Source organism: Bdellovibrio sp. ZFWA1 (genome assembly GCF_056175665.1).
The window spans coordinates 645648-661832 of record NZ_JBJKJH010000001.1; the positions used below are offsets into that span (position 1 = coordinate 645648).

13 protein-coding genes are annotated in these 16185 nt (G+C 42.0%); 7 read left to right on the forward strand and 6 right to left on the reverse strand.

What is annotated here, in order from left to right:
* Positions 1-83 precede the first annotated feature (83 nt).
* From AC04MN_RS03100 to lspA, 6 genes are all read left to right on the forward strand, one after another.
* Positions 84-2042, forward strand: a complete 1959-nt coding sequence (locus tag AC04MN_RS03100) for a hypothetical protein (protein ID WP_475381722.1) — start codon at positions 84-86, stop codon at positions 2040-2042.
* Between the two features lie 108 nt (positions 2043-2150).
* The gene (locus AC04MN_RS03105) at positions 2151-3491 is read left to right on the forward strand and encodes a radical SAM protein (RefSeq protein ID WP_475381723.1); all 1341 of its coding nucleotides are present in this window, start codon (positions 2151-2153) and stop codon (positions 3489-3491) included.
* 127 nt (positions 3492-3618) lie between these two features.
* Positions 3619-5484 (forward strand): ATP-binding protein, encoded by a 1866-nt coding sequence (locus tag AC04MN_RS03110; RefSeq protein ID WP_475381724.1) that lies wholly within the window; start codon positions 3619-3621, stop codon positions 5482-5484.
* The gene (locus AC04MN_RS03115; RefSeq protein WP_475381725.1) at positions 5477-7000 is read left to right on the forward strand and encodes a sigma-54-dependent transcriptional regulator; all 1524 of its coding nucleotides are present in this window, start codon (positions 5477-5479) and stop codon (positions 6998-7000) included. The genes AC04MN_RS03110 and AC04MN_RS03115 overlap by 8 nt, the downstream gene beginning before the upstream one ends.
* 187 nt (positions 7001-7187) lie before the next feature.
* Positions 7188-7796, forward strand: coding sequence for a hypothetical protein (locus tag AC04MN_RS03120; protein WP_475381726.1), 609 nt, complete (start codon positions 7188-7190; stop codon positions 7794-7796).
* 43 nt (positions 7797-7839) lie between these two features.
* A complete protein-coding gene (gene lspA / locus AC04MN_RS03125; RefSeq protein ID WP_475381727.1) occupies positions 7840-8343 on the forward strand; it encodes a signal peptidase II in 504 nt (167 codons plus the stop codon).
* Positions 8344-8370: 27 nt separating this feature from the next.
* Here lspA and AC04MN_RS03130 read toward each other — a convergent pair whose 3' ends face one another.
* On the reverse strand, positions 8371-9240 hold the full coding sequence (locus tag AC04MN_RS03130) for a hypothetical protein (RefSeq protein ID WP_475381728.1): 870 nt from the start codon (positions 9238-9240) through the stop codon (positions 8371-8373).
* Between the two features lie 114 nt (positions 9241-9354).
* Here AC04MN_RS03130 and AC04MN_RS03135 point away from each other — a divergent pair, with 114 nt between their 5' ends.
* On the forward strand, positions 9355-10167 hold the full coding sequence (locus AC04MN_RS03135) for a prolipoprotein diacylglyceryl transferase (RefSeq protein ID WP_475381729.1): 813 nt from the start codon (positions 9355-9357) through the stop codon (positions 10165-10167).
* Here AC04MN_RS03135 and AC04MN_RS03140 read toward each other — a convergent pair.
* From AC04MN_RS03140 to AC04MN_RS03160, 5 genes are read right to left on the reverse strand one after another with little or no spacing between them, the layout of a single operon-like run.
* Entirely contained in the window at positions 10124-10909 is a 786-nt protein-coding gene (locus AC04MN_RS03140; protein WP_475381730.1) for an ImmA/IrrE family metallo-endopeptidase, read from the reverse strand. The two genes, AC04MN_RS03135 and AC04MN_RS03140, sit on opposite strands and share 44 nt — an antisense overlap.
* 4 nt (positions 10910-10913) lie before the next feature.
* A complete protein-coding gene (locus AC04MN_RS03145; RefSeq protein WP_475381731.1) occupies positions 10914-11348 on the reverse strand; it encodes a hypothetical protein in 435 nt (144 codons plus the stop codon).
* A complete protein-coding gene (locus AC04MN_RS03150) occupies positions 11345-13261 on the reverse strand; it encodes a pre-toxin TG domain-containing protein (protein ID WP_475381732.1) in 1917 nt (638 codons plus the stop codon). The genes AC04MN_RS03145 and AC04MN_RS03150 overlap by 4 nt, the downstream gene beginning before the upstream one ends.
* Positions 13258-14403: a hypothetical protein gene (locus AC04MN_RS03155; RefSeq protein ID WP_475381733.1), complete on the reverse strand. Its 1146-nt coding sequence runs from the start codon at positions 14401-14403 to the stop codon at positions 13258-13260. The genes AC04MN_RS03150 and AC04MN_RS03155 overlap by 4 nt, the downstream gene beginning before the upstream one ends.
* A gap of 5 nt (positions 14404-14408) precedes the next feature.
* Positions 14409-16055: a hypothetical protein gene (locus AC04MN_RS03160; protein WP_475381734.1), complete on the reverse strand. Its 1647-nt coding sequence runs from the start codon at positions 16053-16055 to the stop codon at positions 14409-14411.
* Between the last annotated feature and the right edge of the window lie 130 nt (positions 16056-16185).

The following is a 16185-nucleotide window of genomic DNA, read 5'->3' on the forward strand; positions in this document are numbered from 1 at the left end:
TTTATTTGGCCCCCTAGCTGGTCCTTGAATTGCAGCTTTCCCAAAACCTGTAGCTAAATCGATAGATTCCATCGGGAGGCCTCATGTTTCGGAGCAGAGTTTTATTATTAAGTGCAGCCGTACTTTGCGGCATTGGCTTTACACCTTCCGCTAAAGCAGACTTAGAATTCCTAAAGCCAGCTAACATTGAAAACCGTGTACGCAAAGAGATCGCAAAAGCTGAAATCGGTGCAAACTTAAAAATATTTTCAGCTGAGGTCTTTGATGGACTAGGTCTTGCCGTCAAGTATCGAATCGAGTCTGAACCCTCTTACGTCAATGGTTTCTACACACGTATCGATAAGTACTCTTTTAATGCCTCGGTTAGCCCTGGCGACATTATCGATGACATGGATATGCCTATATCCTTTAACATCGATAAAGGAGCAGAATTAATTTTTGCGAGACAATTCAAATCACAAAAAGAATCCTTAGTCGCCTTGCCATACACGCCCAGAAACATACCCCTATCCTCTGATCGGGCACTGCGTATGCTAAATGTGGGTGACTTTGTTGGTTTAGAAGCAAATCTAGCGTTTATTTTAAGTTTGAACGGGAGCACCCTTCAGGGAGGCTTCGAACTGAATGGATCTACCCACGCATTTATTTCTGGAAAATTTTTAGTTCATTTATTCCGCCTTCCTAACGATAAAATGCGAGTTAAGTTAATTTCGCTAAATAGAAAAGGCACCGGCCTTCACCTGGGTGCGGAGTACGGCCTTGATATTGTAGGATTTAATTTTATAGAGAAGCAAATTGATCGCATAATCGATTTGAGTCCTCTCAATATCGGCGTAAGTAGATCTAACAACAAAGTCTTTATGTTAGATTACGTAATTGACTTAAAAGATCCAACTGCTGCTAAGGCCTACGACGAAATGATGACAAGTAAAGTACAATTTCAAGAATTGAAAGCAGCAAATCCGCTATTGAGCGCTGAAAAAATGGCTGAAGTTGTATTAACAGATTTAAGCAATATCGAAAGCTTGGCCTCGGAAGATCGTAGCAAGCAATCTCAAGAGCGTCGTGTCCATCGCCTTTTCAAAGGCTTGAATCAATCGTCGAATACTGACCAAAACTTTAAGATTGGATTCAACCTACTTAAATTCGAAAATGGAACTTCTTGGGCAAAATCAAAAGTTACTAGTTTTGATCGACAAAATAATCCCCAAAAATATATTTTAGAGACGCATTCGAACAGAGCAAAATCTAAAGGGCTGTTTGGATTATGGTCTTCAGATGAAATAGACTCATCAAGCTTGCTTTTCTTAACAGATGATAAATTCAATCCTACTCAATTCGTTGCCATGTCGATTGATAAATCTAAAAAAGAGTCAGAACTTGATTCTGGTGATCTTAACAAAATCAAAAAACAAGTTCGCGCCCTAATTCCTATTAGTGAGTACAACAAAATTCCGTGGTCAGCCTATGACTTCAAAAACGGTGATTATTTGAACTCCTCTTATCGAATCCAGGTGTTCTTCCATCCTGAGGCCCTCAGCGCTCTTCCTTCACTGTCAACGGGAGAGATAAAAAAGCGCTTCGAGGCTTATGTCAAGTCCACCGGAGGTCTGAACGTAAGAGTCGCAAATGAAGGTCCATGGCAAGACAATCATAATTATGGCCCCTATCGCTACGACTTTGACTTTGAAGATATTGCTTCAAATCTACATAAAATCACTGTAGCTGAAGCCACTTCGACAGATCGTTTGGAGGCGTTCAATCGTCTTAAGAAGATTCCCGCTTGGGAGGCCAAAGGTGATGGATTTCTGATCTCTTTACTTCCCGCAAGTCGTCTTGGGCAGCTGATCAGCTTCGAATTTTCATTAACCTCTAAAGATGGCCCTGTGATCAGCCACAAGTTTGGAAAGTTTGAACAAGAAGCCCTTTACGAAGCATTGATGTACACCCAGAGTGTCATCAACAATCAAGGATTCGACCTGCGTTTGTGGACAGACGAAAATGGTGAGTACACTATCAAGTCTAACGCGGCACTTAAGTAAAAATGGAATGAGAATTGCTTATATGAAAGTTAAGCCCGATTACGCTCAAATTTGGAGTCAAGTTGACTCCAAAAGCAACGCGGAAAGTGGCAAAACACGAAGGCTCAGATGGAAGTAAAGCGTTTTAAAGACATTATCGCATTTAAATGGGGGCAGACTGACCCTGCCCTAGCGACGCTATCTCTTCCAGAGTCAAAAATAATTGCGCTTCACGCCAGCAATCTCGAGGTTGCCGAAATCACTCTTGAAGCCTGGGAGACCTTGGGTTTAGCCAATTTTAACTCTACGCAATATAACCCAATGGACCCAAAAAACGAAGCCGCTCAAGACCTACTTGCGTGGAACAATGAGCCCTCTAGCGAAACGACCGACGTTAACTTTTCAGGTGCCATACGTCACCTCACAATCAACGTAACCCAAATCTGCAATCTTGGGTGTGCCTACTGTGCCGCTGGTGGCGACGGCACTTATGGCGATGCTATTGCCAAAATCTCTGTTGAAAAAACCTTGCCTCAGTTAAAATTCTTTATCGATAAATTAAACGGCAAAGGAACCTTCAATATCACCTTCCTTGGGGGCGAGCCGTTACTTTATCCAGAAGGAATTAAGCTTATTGCTAATTACCTAAAGTTGATGACCGCAGGTACAGAGGTGCAGCTGGGTTACAACGTTATTACGAATGGCACTTTAATAAACTCGGAAACCATCGAAATCCTGAAAGATATGCGGGCCCATCTTACGATCAGCATTGATGGAAAGCCAGAAGTGCAAGACCGAGTTCGACCGATGAAAAATGGAAAAAGCTCGAGCCAAGCGGCCATTGCGGGCCTTGAAATAGCTATTAGAAATCGTGAACACCTGGGGCGTATTCTGATTCACTCGGTCTTTACAAAGACTCACACCGCTGTAGCTGAAACCTATCAGTATCTATCGGAGTTCAATCCAGACGCCTACGAATTCACGTTTGATGTGACTGAAAAAGACCACCAAGCTAATCAACTTTTTATCCAAGAGATGGAAAGAACGGCGGCTCTAGCGTGGAAGCGAGGGCAAGAACAAGAGCTTCGCAAGATCACCTTGTTCGATGGATATTTCAAAGCTTTGGATTCACAGCTGCGAAAAAGCAGCTATTGTGGATCTGGTAAGTCGTTATTGAGCATCGATGCCAAGAATCGCATCTTTGCCTGCCCGTTGGATGTGGAAGATAAGAAAGAACAAGTTGGCCAAGAGACGCTTTTGGATCAAAGTAAACTGATACCCCTGCAAAAGAGTTTTATCGATGCCAACAACTGTCAGGAATGCTGGGCCCGCCATCTTTGCGGAGGTGGCTGCCTTTATGTGCATAAAACTTTGACAGGAAGTAAGAATAAAAAACATGACAGCTTTTGCGAGCGACAAAGACGCTTGCTTGCAAGTAGCATTATGTATTATCAACTAGCTAGGACGTAAAGAGAGGAAATCATTATGTCAGAAAACACCAAACACATTAAAAAAGTGGCTCCTAAGAAAACAGAAGGTTCTGTTAAACAGGCTCCACGCCCTACTTGCCTTCCCCTTGAAGGAACATAGTTAGGTTATGCCTTTTCCGCCCTCCCTCGGAAAAAGCATTCGTTCAAAAATATTTCTTGTAGGACTTAGGATCCTACTTGCGGGAATTATTGCGTTCTTTTTATCGCAATCAAAGATGGACTGGGCCGAGTATTATCTCTATGACCTTCGTTCTCGCTGGGCCCCTCAGACAGAGCTTTCAGGTAATGTTGAACTTGTCCTCATTGACTCTGATACCGTACAGGATATGCGCGGAACCCCGACCGCTCGTGATCTGACCCTGATTTTAGACCGTCTAAACGGCCAATCTCCGAACAGCATCATCTTTACTTTAAACCCCGAAGAGATTCAGGGAACCTTAGCTGACAAAAAAGAGTTCGCTGAAAAGGCCGCAAATACCAAAGGCTTTTACTTTACCTCTGATGAATTATCGATGAAGGGCGAAGAGGGCACACTAAAACTTCCCGAGCCTTTTAGCAAAGCTCCTGTTTTTTCAGCTCCAAAAACCGCTGACACGAAGATTTTCGCAAAAGACGGTGTCACCCGGCGCATGCTGATTTCATTCCAAGATCAATTGATGTTACACACTTTTGTAGCGGGTCAATTTAACCCTGACGTTAAATTTTTAGAAAAAATCAAAGGTGTCTTCGACTTTGCAGGATCACAACAGGCCTACATCCGCTTTCATTCCGCAGGTAGCTTCCCCCGCCATAATTTTGCTGACATCTTGTTTGCCAGAAAGCAGCCTCAGTTAAAAAATAAAATAGTTATCGTTGGAAACGACCTTGGCAAGACGTCTCAAGAATATATCATGACTCCTTTAAGTCGCGACATCAAAGCCATGACTTTGGCTGAAATGCACGCCAATATTTTCGAAACTCTGATTCAAAACAATGCCACAAGCCCTACACCTCGTTGGCTTAATTTCGTTTTCATCTTTCTAATCTCCATACTAACAATTCACGTTGTTCTTTCATTAACCCCCGCTCAGGGGCTGCTGATTCTTGTTGGGACCTTTATTGGCTTTTCTATTTTCTGCTGGACGGTCTTCTGGAGCTTAGGTCTGTGGATTCAAATGGCAGCCCCCCTGCTAGCCATCTTTCTATGTTATTACTTTTTTATTCCATATCGGCTTATTGTCGAGAATCGGCGAAGCTGGGAATATCAGCAAAAAAATAAACTTTTAAGCCAAGTGGAAGAACTGAAAACAAACTTCATCTCTATGATGTCACATGACTTAAAGACCCCGATCGCGCGCATCCAAGGAATGACTGACATCATCCTAAAAGACACTGTCACTTTGAGTTCTTCCCAAAGAGATGCTGTCGATACGATTAAACACTCTGCCGACGATTTGCTTAAATTTATTAATGCTATTTTAGCCTATGGCCGCATAGAAGCGGAAAGCGTGCACCTTCATCTTCAGCCCAAAGACATTAACAAATTAATCGAAGATGTCGTTAAGAAGCATGACTTCTTGGCTAAACTTAAAAAGATTCAGATCATTACAGAATTAGAACCTATGTTTCCTGTCCAGGTCGATCCCGACTTAATGAGGCAGGTTCTTTCCAACCTTTTAGAAAATGCGATCAAATACAGCCCGGAAGAAACCAAAGTTTTGGTGACCTCCGAGGAAAAAGACGGCCGAGTGGTCGTTCAAGTCTCTGACCAGGGGGCCGGCATTCCCCTCGAAGACCTACCTAATATCTTTATGAAGTTCTATCGCTGTAAAAATGCCAAAACATCACCTATAAAAGGTTCAGGGCTGGGACTTTATCTGGCGAAATACTTTATTGAATTGCATAATGGGGCGGTTTCCGTTGAATCCGCTTTGGGACAGGGCTCGACCTTCACGGTAGAGATACCGAATAACTTGGGAGTAAACCATGCTTAATGTACTTGTAGTCGACGACGATCAGGCACTAAGACTTTCCGTCAAATCCTGCTTGGAAAGCCGTTTCACGGTTGATGAAGCTTTTGATGGCATCAATGCCATGGAAAAAATCTTAGCAGGCCAGAAGAAGTACAACCTCGTTATTTTAGATGTCGATATGCCTCGTATGGGGGGACTCGATACTCTTCGCAAGATCAAAGAAAATGATCCAGGCACGATCGTCATCATCATGACTGCCCATGCAACTTTGAACGATGCGGTTCAAGCGGTAAAAGACGGAGCTTACGACTATCTCTCAAAGCCAGTATCGTCGGACGATCTTTTAGCTTTAGTCGAAAAAGCACTTAGCGCTCACACTTTGATTGCTAATATCGCAGCCTCTGCACCCGTATTAATGGAAGCAGGTCGTAAGATAATTGGAAACACTTCTCAGATGCAGAAGGTCTTCAATATCATCAACCGCCTTGCAAAAGTCGACACACCTGTTTTAATTCGCGGTGCTTCGGGAACTGGTAAAGAACTTGTAGCCCGAGCAATTCACTATAACTCGGCCAGAAAAGATGAAAAATTTGTGGCGATCAACTGCTCGGCCATCCCTGAAAATCTTTTTGAATCCGAACTTTTTGGACACGAAAAAGGATCGTTCACAGGTGCCAATGACCGCAAATTGGGGAAATTCCAATTTGCCGAAGGCGGAACTCTGTTCTTAGACGAAGTAGGCGATATGCCACAACTTATGCAGGTAAAAATCTTGCGTGTTCTACAAGAAAAGGTGTTCACTCCAGTTGGAAGTAACCGCGAAATTCCGACGAACGTGCGAATTATCGCAGCAACAAACAGACCTTTAGAAGAAATGATCAAACAAGGCAAATTCCGCGAAGATCTTTTCTATCGTTTAAATGTAGTTCCCATCTTCTTGCCGGACCTCGCTGCCCGTAAGGACGACGTCACAAATTTGATTCATGGCTTTATTCGCAAGTTCAACAATCTTCATGGGAAGCGTATCGCTGGTATTACAAATGATGCCCTTAATGTATTGAAGCGCTACAACTGGCCAGGTAATATTCGTGAACTTGAAAACGTTATCGAACACTCTTTCGTTTTAGAATCTACTCACCTGATCACGATCACTTCACTACCAGAGTCTGTTTTAGAAGCCACGGGCGTGAATCTTATCGAGATGCCGATCGACACCATGGTTAAAGCCGAAGAGAACCAAATGCTTGCGCAAACAACTAGTAGCGATGCCGCTATCTCTAACTTAAATGAAGATGACGATAACACATCAGATAGCGACCTAGACGACGACGCAGATATCACAATTGGTGATGCTGCTGGCGGCGATTTGGATTTCAATGCCCAAAAAGAGGCTTTTGAAAAAGAGTTTATCATCAAAGCGCTTAAAACCTTTGGTGGACGCATCAATCAGACTGCCTTGCACGCTAATATTCCCAAAAAGACATTGTTACGGAAAATCGAAAAATACGGGATCGTCGCTAAAGACTATTCCAACTAGGTCAATAGCTTTCCGAATTTGACACACAACTTAATAGACTTGGAAAATGATCTGCCCCTAGGGGTAGATCATTTTTTATCCCCTATATTTTGTGTTGCTTAAATATTAGGCACAAATAGTTCATTCCAATAATTGACTGCCGGTAACGAAAGCCTTACTACTTTTGACCTTCGAGAAAAAGATGACAATGAATCCACTACCACCTCAGGCATATACAAAAGACACCTTGATGAAGGCCTACGCATGGCTCATGAATCAAAGTGAATCTGTTCGGGAAATGGCGACAACGCCAGATATCCTGATCAGTTTGTATTTGAAGACTCATCGGGATGGGGAAGCGGTTTTAGAGCGTCCTAGTATTCAAAATTTTAAAAACGAATTGAAAAGCCTTGCCGGCCTCATGGGCGAGTTGGAACCTCAACAGCAGAACTACACACACCATATGCAAAACCACTCGGCCTCACACAATCACTACCAAACTCAGCCTCAAACTGTAGCGGCTCAGTCGGTATCTAATCACTATCAGGCTCCGCCGGTAATTAATGTCAACGTCACGGGCCACCAACAGCCGACCCAGGCCATGATGGCGACGTCCTCAACCAGTCAGCAGTCAAACAACCTTCCTCCTGTGTCCCAGTCAGCCAAATCAAATGGGCTTCTGTCTCAGATGGACGCTAAATCTTTAGCCATGATTCAAGAGGTCAAAGAAGACTTCAACCTGTCTGACGACCACGAGGCCCTAAGAATGTTAATTAAAATTGGCTACACTCGCGCCAAAAACATGGTTCAAAGTTAGTTTTCGTACTGACTTCAAACTGAGTTTCAATTAACCTAAATTCATGAAAAAGAAATATATTTGGCTTTTGCTAATTTCGGGTCTCTTCGTTGCCCTTGATCAAGTCATCAAGGTTTACGTTCATACGAATTTTCACCTTGGCGAGTCGATTCAAGTCATTCCGAATTTTTTCAATCTGACTTATGTAAGAAATCCTGGCGCAGCGTTTGGGTTTCTTGCCGAGACTCACCCGAACTTCCGAGAAATGTTTTTCCTAATCATGCCTCCAGTTGCTTTAATTATTATTTTAGCGATTCTTCGGGGAGTTAAAGACAACGACACTTATCAAATCGTGGCTCTGTCTTCGATTTTCGGTGGTGCCATTGGAAATTATATTGATCGCGTGCGCTTCCGCTACGTCATCGATTTTTTAGACTTTCACTTGTACAATAAATATAGCTGGCCGGCCTTCAACGTCGCGGACATGGCCATCGTCGGCGGAGTGATTCTACTTCTTATTCTGATGCTCTTAGAGGGCAAAGAAACCCAGGAAAAAGTAACTGAATAAAAAAAGGAACCTTGCGGTTCCTTTTTTTTATTCCCTGAAATAATGAAAAGTTGGGGGAGGCAAAGTGCCAGGGCGCTCAAGACTAAATAAGCAAATCACCTCGGTCTTTTTTTGAGGACTGACATTAAAAATTGTTACATCCGAGTTTTCAATAATCTGATGCAAGCCTCGCCCAGCACCGCCTTTATTTTGATTCATTGAGCCCGCGGTGCCCTCGTAACATGACTTAAGGTATTTCACTATTAAATCACTTGGCAGGGCCCCAAACGGGTCCACAACTGATACTCCTGCCATTTTTTTACTTACCACAATATTGAATTCTGACTGATGTGGTACCGACAAATGAACTTCCTCTTTACGAGACTTATGGTTGTATAAAGACTGACCATTTTCATCAACTGGGGCATCATAAATGGCATTCATTAAAAGCTCTTCGGCCACTGTATACATTCGATCAGCAATACTACTTCGAACTCCAGAGTTTTTAAGTTCTTCCATCATTTGATCTTTGAGATCATGGCGCTGACGACTGTCACATACTTTCAGCGTTAAATTTGGCGGCTCATCTGCAAAGTATTTATCAAACCCAAAAAAATGAGACTCGCGAATTTTACTGGAGGAAGCAATGAAGGCCCTTTGGCAAGTGCCATCGTCAAAACCAGCACAACTAACGATGTATTTAACTTGGGAATAATTTAATAAATCTGCGAAGTGCTTTTCAATTTCATCGGTCAAAAGTAAAACCAAAGCTTTCTTGGGGAAGTCCTTCTGAAATTGCACGAACGAAGAGATCGAAGCTAAGTCACAATAGAATATATCAACTGCTTCATCTAACAGTTGTTGCCTTGCTGACGCTTCATCGCCAACAACCGCCGCAACAACATTCATTTTATTCAAATATTCCCCCGTGACCCTTCGCCTCTCCGGATCAACGTCGAGAATTAAAAGCTTCGACATATAAAATTATTATGCCCATACCAATATAGACTTGGGAAGTTTCAGCTTGCACTTATGAAGGATAATCTCAAAAATCAAGTCATAGGTCGTAAGAAAGGAATTTACGTGGCAGAAAATATCTCTAACTTTATCTTACCGCCAAGTTTTCCTTACTTCTTTTTAGTCATTTCAATTCTGTTCACCACACTTCTGTTTTGGGTTTACCAACGAAATAATGTCTACAGATTGCGGTCCTCTCATGTTCTAAATGTCAGCTTGATCATTATGCTGGCGGCTTTTTTGGGAGCACGCCTCACTCATGTATTTTGGGAAGACTTTCAGTTTTATCAAAACAACCCTTCCAAAATATTCGATATTAGCTCGGGTGGGTTTGTTTACTTCGGTGGCGCCATCGCCGCATTTCTGTTTTCATTTATTTATTTAAAACTTAAAAACGAAGACTGGCTTTCATTCGCTGATCTTTTCGCAGTGCCCGCATCCCTTGGGACTTCTCTGGGACGAATTGGCTGTGCACTGGCTGGATGTTGCTACGGAAGGTCCTGCGATTTACCATGGGCTTGGAACCAACGCCACCCGACTCAAATCTACTCTTTGGCATGGGATTTAGCGCTGACGATTCTTCTTCTTATTTTAGAAAAAAAGAAACGCCCCAATAAGGGCGGGCTCTTTTTTGGATGGATTACTGTGCATGCTATCGGCCGACTTATCATCGAGCAATTCCGAGCTGATTTCCGCGGCCCCGTCTTTTTACTCAGCTTTTCCAGTTGGATCAGCCTAGGCCTGATAGCCATCGGAATTGCAGGTATCTATAAAACTCAGATAGCTATCTCGTTGGAGGCAACCAACAAACCGGAGCACGGCAACTGACGCCTGTGCTGCACAGGGCGCCCTGAACATAGCTATCTAATCGACACTGATCCGAGGGATAAGTATTACGTACCAGCTCTGGCGCTGCCTTTGCGGGGGTGAGCAAGCTGACTTCGGGATTTTCTTTGTATGAAAAGCGCTGGAAGAACAAAATCAGCTCCCATCCTGCCTGAGCAATCAACTGACATTTTTCATTTTGCTGGCAAATCACACTGACATCGGCACTAAGCCCGTTCTTTAAATCCTCGGCCTTTAAAACTTTTGGAAGGCATACTGACGCCGCAAAAAAATCGGATTGCCCTTCGGTTGAGGCCCAATCCGACCCCGGGATCGTTTGTCTGGGTTCTCCGCCAATGATGTGTCCTAGTTCATGACATAGAACAGCCTTCAAATGAGCCGTTGTCGCTTCTCGGGCCCTAGCCATTCCTCCCCATAAAGAAATTTCCCAATGAGTCGTCTTATCTACTGCAAAGGCCGCAAAATAGGGGCTTTCCCACTCCAGTTTTACCAGTAATGGCTTCTTCGTTTTCTGAATCACCTCGAGTTGCCAAAAATTTTGAAATTCAATCAATACTTTTTTATATTGCTCTTCCGAGATCGAAGAGACATTCGCCGAACCCGGCGGCAGATAGAAATATCCCGGACGATCTCCAGATTCTTGTTCAGCAAAAGAGTGAATTCCCAATAAATTGAACAAGAGGATGAAAAAGAAATACTTATTATATTTTTTCAGCATATTCATAGTTCTATCTTTCAACTACCGAGTTATGAACCCAGTGCTCACCCATTAAAATTTGTCGTATAGATTCTCTCCTTAGGGCTACAACAAAAGAATCCGAAGACCTACGAATGAAATTTTTTATTCTATTTCTCCCCGAAGAAGACAATCCCATCTCTTCTTTGATCTCGCGATACTCGGGTAAAAGGTTTAAGATACATGATTGAAAATCATCCCTTTGGACCGAACAGATCACTTTAATCTCTCTAGCTCCAGTTACATATACCTCAGCACGGAATTTCATTTTCAATTTACTATTCTCAAAAAGCCATCTGTAGGCCCTAGAAGGGTTCTTCGTATTTACTCTCTCTTTATTAGATGTAAACTCAATTTGCTGGTAACCCAGCAAATCTACCTCATTAAAGAGATCTGACATCAAGGACTTAAGAATCACTTGTTTCATTGAATAACCTCAAATCCAACTTCAAAACGTTCCATGTCAAAAAACGCGCTTTCTCCGAGGCGGCTATTATAGTCTAAATTTAGAATCGTAGCGCCATGGTCTTTGGCCTTCAAAATGAAGTCTCTATTTTTCATATACATGCTAGTGCTCTGGATCTCCCTATAAGATAGCTTATTTCCAGCTTCAAGGAGATCTGAAACATCCTCGGCGCTATAGGGAACTTCTTTGCCCCATTTCCCCATAAGATCCGCATCAAAAACTTCGACATCGAATCCTTCTCGCTTTAATCTTTCAGCGAATGGAATGATTCGATTTTTCATATCTCTACCAATTAATACTAGCTTTGATCCACCGGGCTTGAAATGGTGGGGAAGTATGTTGATATTCTTTATATCAATAGCGATTTGATTCATTCTCTCGATAGCCTTAAGACTTGCAGGATTCTCAACAATTTCTCGGGACAAACGCGAAAGAGTCGAAATCTCGCCGGCTCCAATTTTAGCCCTCAAGCCTTTTGAAAAATCTTGTATATTTCCAGCTGAAGACTTTGCGACCTCTTTGAGTTTACGAAAAAGCTTACCACCAGAATTTTGCAAAGAGACCCTATGTTCAGCTAAAACAGAAACAACGTTCTTTATCTGCTCAGAGGCTTGAATTGACTTAGCAGCTAATAAAGAACCACTCTTCGTCTTTCCAACTAAGCTTAAACCAGCCTTTATACCATGACTAAGGCTTGAGGCCATTCCGAAACTAACTGCAGAAGCCGCCAAGCTGACCACTGAAACCCCTAACTCTAACGAAGAGAGATCTTCTCCTGTAATTAGGTTTTTTCCTGTAGACACCTCAAAGATATCTCTAGCTATTCCAGTAAATGGGTCTAAACCAACAACCACATCTAAAGCTTTTTCGGCAAATTTAAGTATTGAATCAGAAAGCTCGAAGTCCCCCATAACTTCGCTTTGTACCGCTGAAAGAGCCAGCCGCTCTGATAGGTTTCGGTAGTTGCCCTTTACTTGATCTAAACTTCTTGGATCAATGTCAGTAATTCTTTTAGAAAGATTCCCTATCTTATGCTTAAAATCTGGTCTGACCTGTGTATAAGATTTCAGCTCACGAACAACATCTGAGATTTGGGCGCGATTTAGATCATTACCTCTTCGCCCCTCGGCAATCGCAGCAAGCGAATCTAAAGTCGCTTTCTGGGCTTCAATCAGTCCTCGGGAATTTGCCAAGTCATTTAAAACGACGGCTTGCTTAATGACGATATCCGAGAACAAACGATCATTGATAGCAGAAGCCTCTTGATTAGACGCAACTAAATCTCGGACTTCAGCACCAATGTCTGTAATTGTATTTTTTAGCTCTACGGGAACGACGACCTTATCGAAAAAGGCACCAATTAAAACTTTCTGAAGTCCAGCTTGAATGCCCTTACTTAAAGAACTAGCATGGGAATTCGAATTTAACTTACCGGAAGTGGAGGCCTCACCATCAGAAGTAGATACGCTACTTTGTCCCGAACTTACAGACTGATTGTTCGAAGCCGCGTCTTTACCACTTAACAAGCTTTGACTTCCGACTCTGGAAACGACAACTTCCGACTTATTAAAACCTTCAGGGGCAGGCCCGATATCCAAGGTGCCGTTAAAGACAAGGACTCGCTCTCCTTGATACATTTCGGTACCCAGATAAATTACAGAATAAGCTCGGCCTCCACTGAATATAATCATTTCAGAATTCGGAGGTGAACTAAGTAATACCTTTGCTACATTATCATCAAAGTGCCAATAATAATCGGGACTTTGTAAAGCCTGCCTTCGAGCTGCCCCTAAATTAGACTGCGAATCCGCGAACGCGAACTGCACCCCGATCAACACCGAAAAGAGAAGCTTAAAGACTCTTGATAGAATCATAAAGACTCCTCGTGCTTTGTCCTGATGCTATCAAAACTTTGCTTTCGATTTAACACCATGACTCCGAATGGATTTCGGCCGGCCTCTGATGTAAACTCAAAACATCCTTTTTCTTCAATTCTTGCAATATAATCTTCTGTCGACCTATTAATTTCATTTTTTAATAAATCAATTTCCGACGTCGCAAGCTTACCGATCTGCTGCCGAACTTCGAGCATCTCTAAGGTCCTCAGGTCTGCTAGGCAAGATGAAAAGAAAGCCATCTGAACATTCTGACTATCAACATCGTCATCAGTCAGAAGAAGGGAAAATAATTTTTTTGAGTATACTTCCTCTAAAATCTTAATGAACTTTTTAGAACTATCCAGATTTTCACTATATTTTTCTATATCAGCACGCAAGGCTTTCAAATCTAATCCGGTCGAATCCAGCATTATCGCAGATTCTTTATTCTTCGAAGAAAAATCTAAAATGTCTTCCACTGATTCAACGTAAATTCTTTGGTTAAATAAAATCGCTTTTGCCATGTCCAAACACTTTTGAATCTCTGATATATCGGATTCGCCACTGATCGCTTGGCATGTTTTATTCATAATTGGTAATATCATCTGAACCTGACGTTGTCCCAACGTCATACGCTCTATTGATAAATTCAAATAAACAATATCCGATCTAAGCTTCATTTCATTCATCTTGAGCTGCTGCTTAATTTCTACTTCAATTGCTCTTTGAATTTCTAACATTCTTTTCAATGCGCTCATCGAAAGATTAGCTACGATCGCCTTTGATGCTAGTATACCCAGGCTTGCAACTAGACCGACTCCTGGAACAACAATATTTAGTACGGCGGCTGTTGCATCCGCGGTCGCAAATAGCCTCTGCTCATCTGTTTTGGCTTTAGAAAAATCATCCACGGACCTTCCAAATTGCAATACATTTAAGGCCCCGCTGACAGGGCCTACTGTCGAATTAACCGGAGCTGGTAACTCTACATGCTTTAACAGGTAAGTATCTACCTGATCGATGACATATACCTTTCCCGCCTCTTCGCCAATAGTACGAACCTCACTACTGGCCACTAAGTTTAGTGAGTAAACTAAAGTAATCGATATGCAAAACAGCATTTTTGAAAGGTTCTTCATACGTACTACCTCGGAACCGGCGTCCCAGGAACAGGGACTAGCATCTGAGTTCTAGGAAACGGCGAGAAGGGGGCTGTGTTTTCGACAGCAGATGAAAACACGTTTTCCTGGAGCTTAATTGAATAACTAGTATCAAATATTGCCTTTACGAGACTTAGTTCATAGCTATTTCGCATCGAGTCCGCTGAAAATCTATTTCTTTCAACATATAGACCTGCCACATATTCGGTGAAAGTTGGAACTATCTTCTGTTCTGAAGAATAGCGAATTTTAAGCTTATTGTAGCCTTGATAAATCAAATTGGCGGCAATCACATCCTCTGCCATTCGACTTCTCTGCCCAATAAACTCAACGACATCAAGATAGGGGGCTTCTGGATTTACGAATATGCCAAGGATATCTTCCAGAGTATAAGCGGGATGAACTCCATCTAGCTTTTGTCCATACATACTATCGTTCGAAAAACGATCTATCAAAGATTCCAATTGGTAAAGATCTTTATTTTTTAAAGATAAGTACTTCTTTAACATATAATTTTGGAAATCATAAATTGAATAGATAGAAAAATTTATAACTTCTGAAGATTTAGGCACTCCAAAAAGCATTAGTTTCTCTAGCCCCCGCGAATAAATTAAATCGTTTTTTGAGGATATCTGGCTTTGATAAATTAGAAGGTTCTGGTACTGCCGATCGGCCCCCATAGCCGTTGGCTGTCCAGTACTGTTACGATGCCTGATTGCTGACTCAATTACTTGTTGAGCCGATCCGATTTTGTCAAAGGTACCAATCGAGGACCTATCAAACCTTAGATAACACTCATCAGTCTCCCAGAAAGAGCCCTTGATCAAATCAAATGGTAGAATACTTGAAATGCCGTTTAATCCATCTAAAGCCGCTAGTTGAGAAAGCGTCTTTCTTTGATTGCTTGTGATTCTTTCAATACTTTTCCTAATTAGGTCCTCTTGTTTCGAGTGCTCGACCACTAAAGCCTCAAATACTGAAATAAGGATATTTAGGCTTGCCTTAAGGCCCTCACCCTCTTCGACTATATTGTTCAATAGATATCCGTATAGTATTTCGGAATCTACTTCTGACTTTTTTGATAGCTCGATGACTTTCAAGGTAATTTCACCAGAGTCTAAAATATTCTTTCCATTGGTATTTTCAAAGGCGAACTTTAGATCATTTGATAGTACTTGAATTTGATTTTTAGTTTCAGCAGATAAGGCAGCGCCCGCCCGCAAGGCATTTTCGTTCAACGAAAGCTTTGCCCTTAGGTTTTTAAATAAAGATGCCGACAGGTAAAGCTTTCGTCGAATATCCAGCGATAGTTTCATCTGTTCCAAGTCGTCACAAAAATAAGTTTGATCAATTGAAGCTTGGTTTCGAAGGTACTGAATTTGAAGATCTAACTTTTGCTTCAAATGGGAAGTTTTCAGCTTTTCCATCTCAAGGGCATGTTTTAAGCGCTCTTCATCTCGTCTTCGACCCGTTTCTCCGAACGAATATAGATTTCCCATAGCATCACCATATTGATTGAGAGCCTCTCCGAGGGAAGGAAGTTTCCAAGCATGGCTTGTTTCAGTAGAAAACATAAAAAAGATTGGTACGAGAAATTTAGATAAAGTACGATTTCCCTGTTTCGAGTCCATGCAATCTCCACGCTTAAATTAATTAAACATATATATAGAGAGCAAATTGATCGCCAAATACGAGATATTATTTATGAGCTTTGGCGATGTAATTCTCAAAACGAGACGTCTAAACAGACAAAAAATGGCA

Bases quoted from the DNA above. Each gene is read 5' to 3' on its own strand.
- AC04MN_RS03145 (WP_475381731.1), bottom strand. From the start codon at position 11,348: ATGAAACAAGTGATTCTTAAGTCCTTGATGTCAGATCTCTTTAATGAG.
- AC04MN_RS03135 (WP_475381729.1), top strand. From the start codon at position 9,355: ATGAAGGATAATCTCAAAAATCAAGTCATAGGTCGTAAGAAAGGAATT.
- AC04MN_RS03155 (WP_475381733.1), bottom strand. From the start codon at position 14,403: ATGAAGAACCTTTCAAAAATGCTGTTTTGCATATCGATTACTTTAGTT.
- AC04MN_RS03120 (WP_475381726.1), top strand. From the start codon at position 7,188: ATGAATCCACTACCACCTCAGGCATATACAAAAGACACCTTGATGAAG.
- AC04MN_RS03110 (WP_475381724.1), top strand. From the start codon at position 3,619: ATGCCTTTTCCGCCCTCCCTCGGAAAAAGCATTCGTTCAAAAATATTT.
- AC04MN_RS03100 (WP_475381722.1), top strand. From the start codon at position 84: ATGTTTCGGAGCAGAGTTTTATTATTAAGTGCAGCCGTACTTTGCGGC.
- AC04MN_RS03105 (WP_475381723.1), top strand. From the start codon at position 2,151: ATGGAAGTAAAGCGTTTTAAAGACATTATCGCATTTAAATGGGGGCAG.
- AC04MN_RS03140 (WP_475381730.1), bottom strand. From the start codon at position 10,909: ATGAATATGCTGAAAAAATATAATAAGTATTTCTTTTTCATCCTCTTG.
- lspA (WP_475381727.1), top strand. From the start codon at position 7,840: ATGAAAAAGAAATATATTTGGCTTTTGCTAATTTCGGGTCTCTTCGTT.
- AC04MN_RS03115 (WP_475381725.1), top strand. From the start codon at position 5,477: ATGCTTAATGTACTTGTAGTCGACGACGATCAGGCACTAAGACTTTCC.
- AC04MN_RS03150 (WP_475381732.1), bottom strand. From the start codon at position 13,261: ATGATTCTATCAAGAGTCTTTAAGCTTCTCTTTTCGGTGTTGATCGGG.
- AC04MN_RS03160 (WP_475381734.1), bottom strand. From the start codon at position 16,055: ATGGACTCGAAACAGGGAAATCGTACTTTATCTAAATTTCTCGTACCA.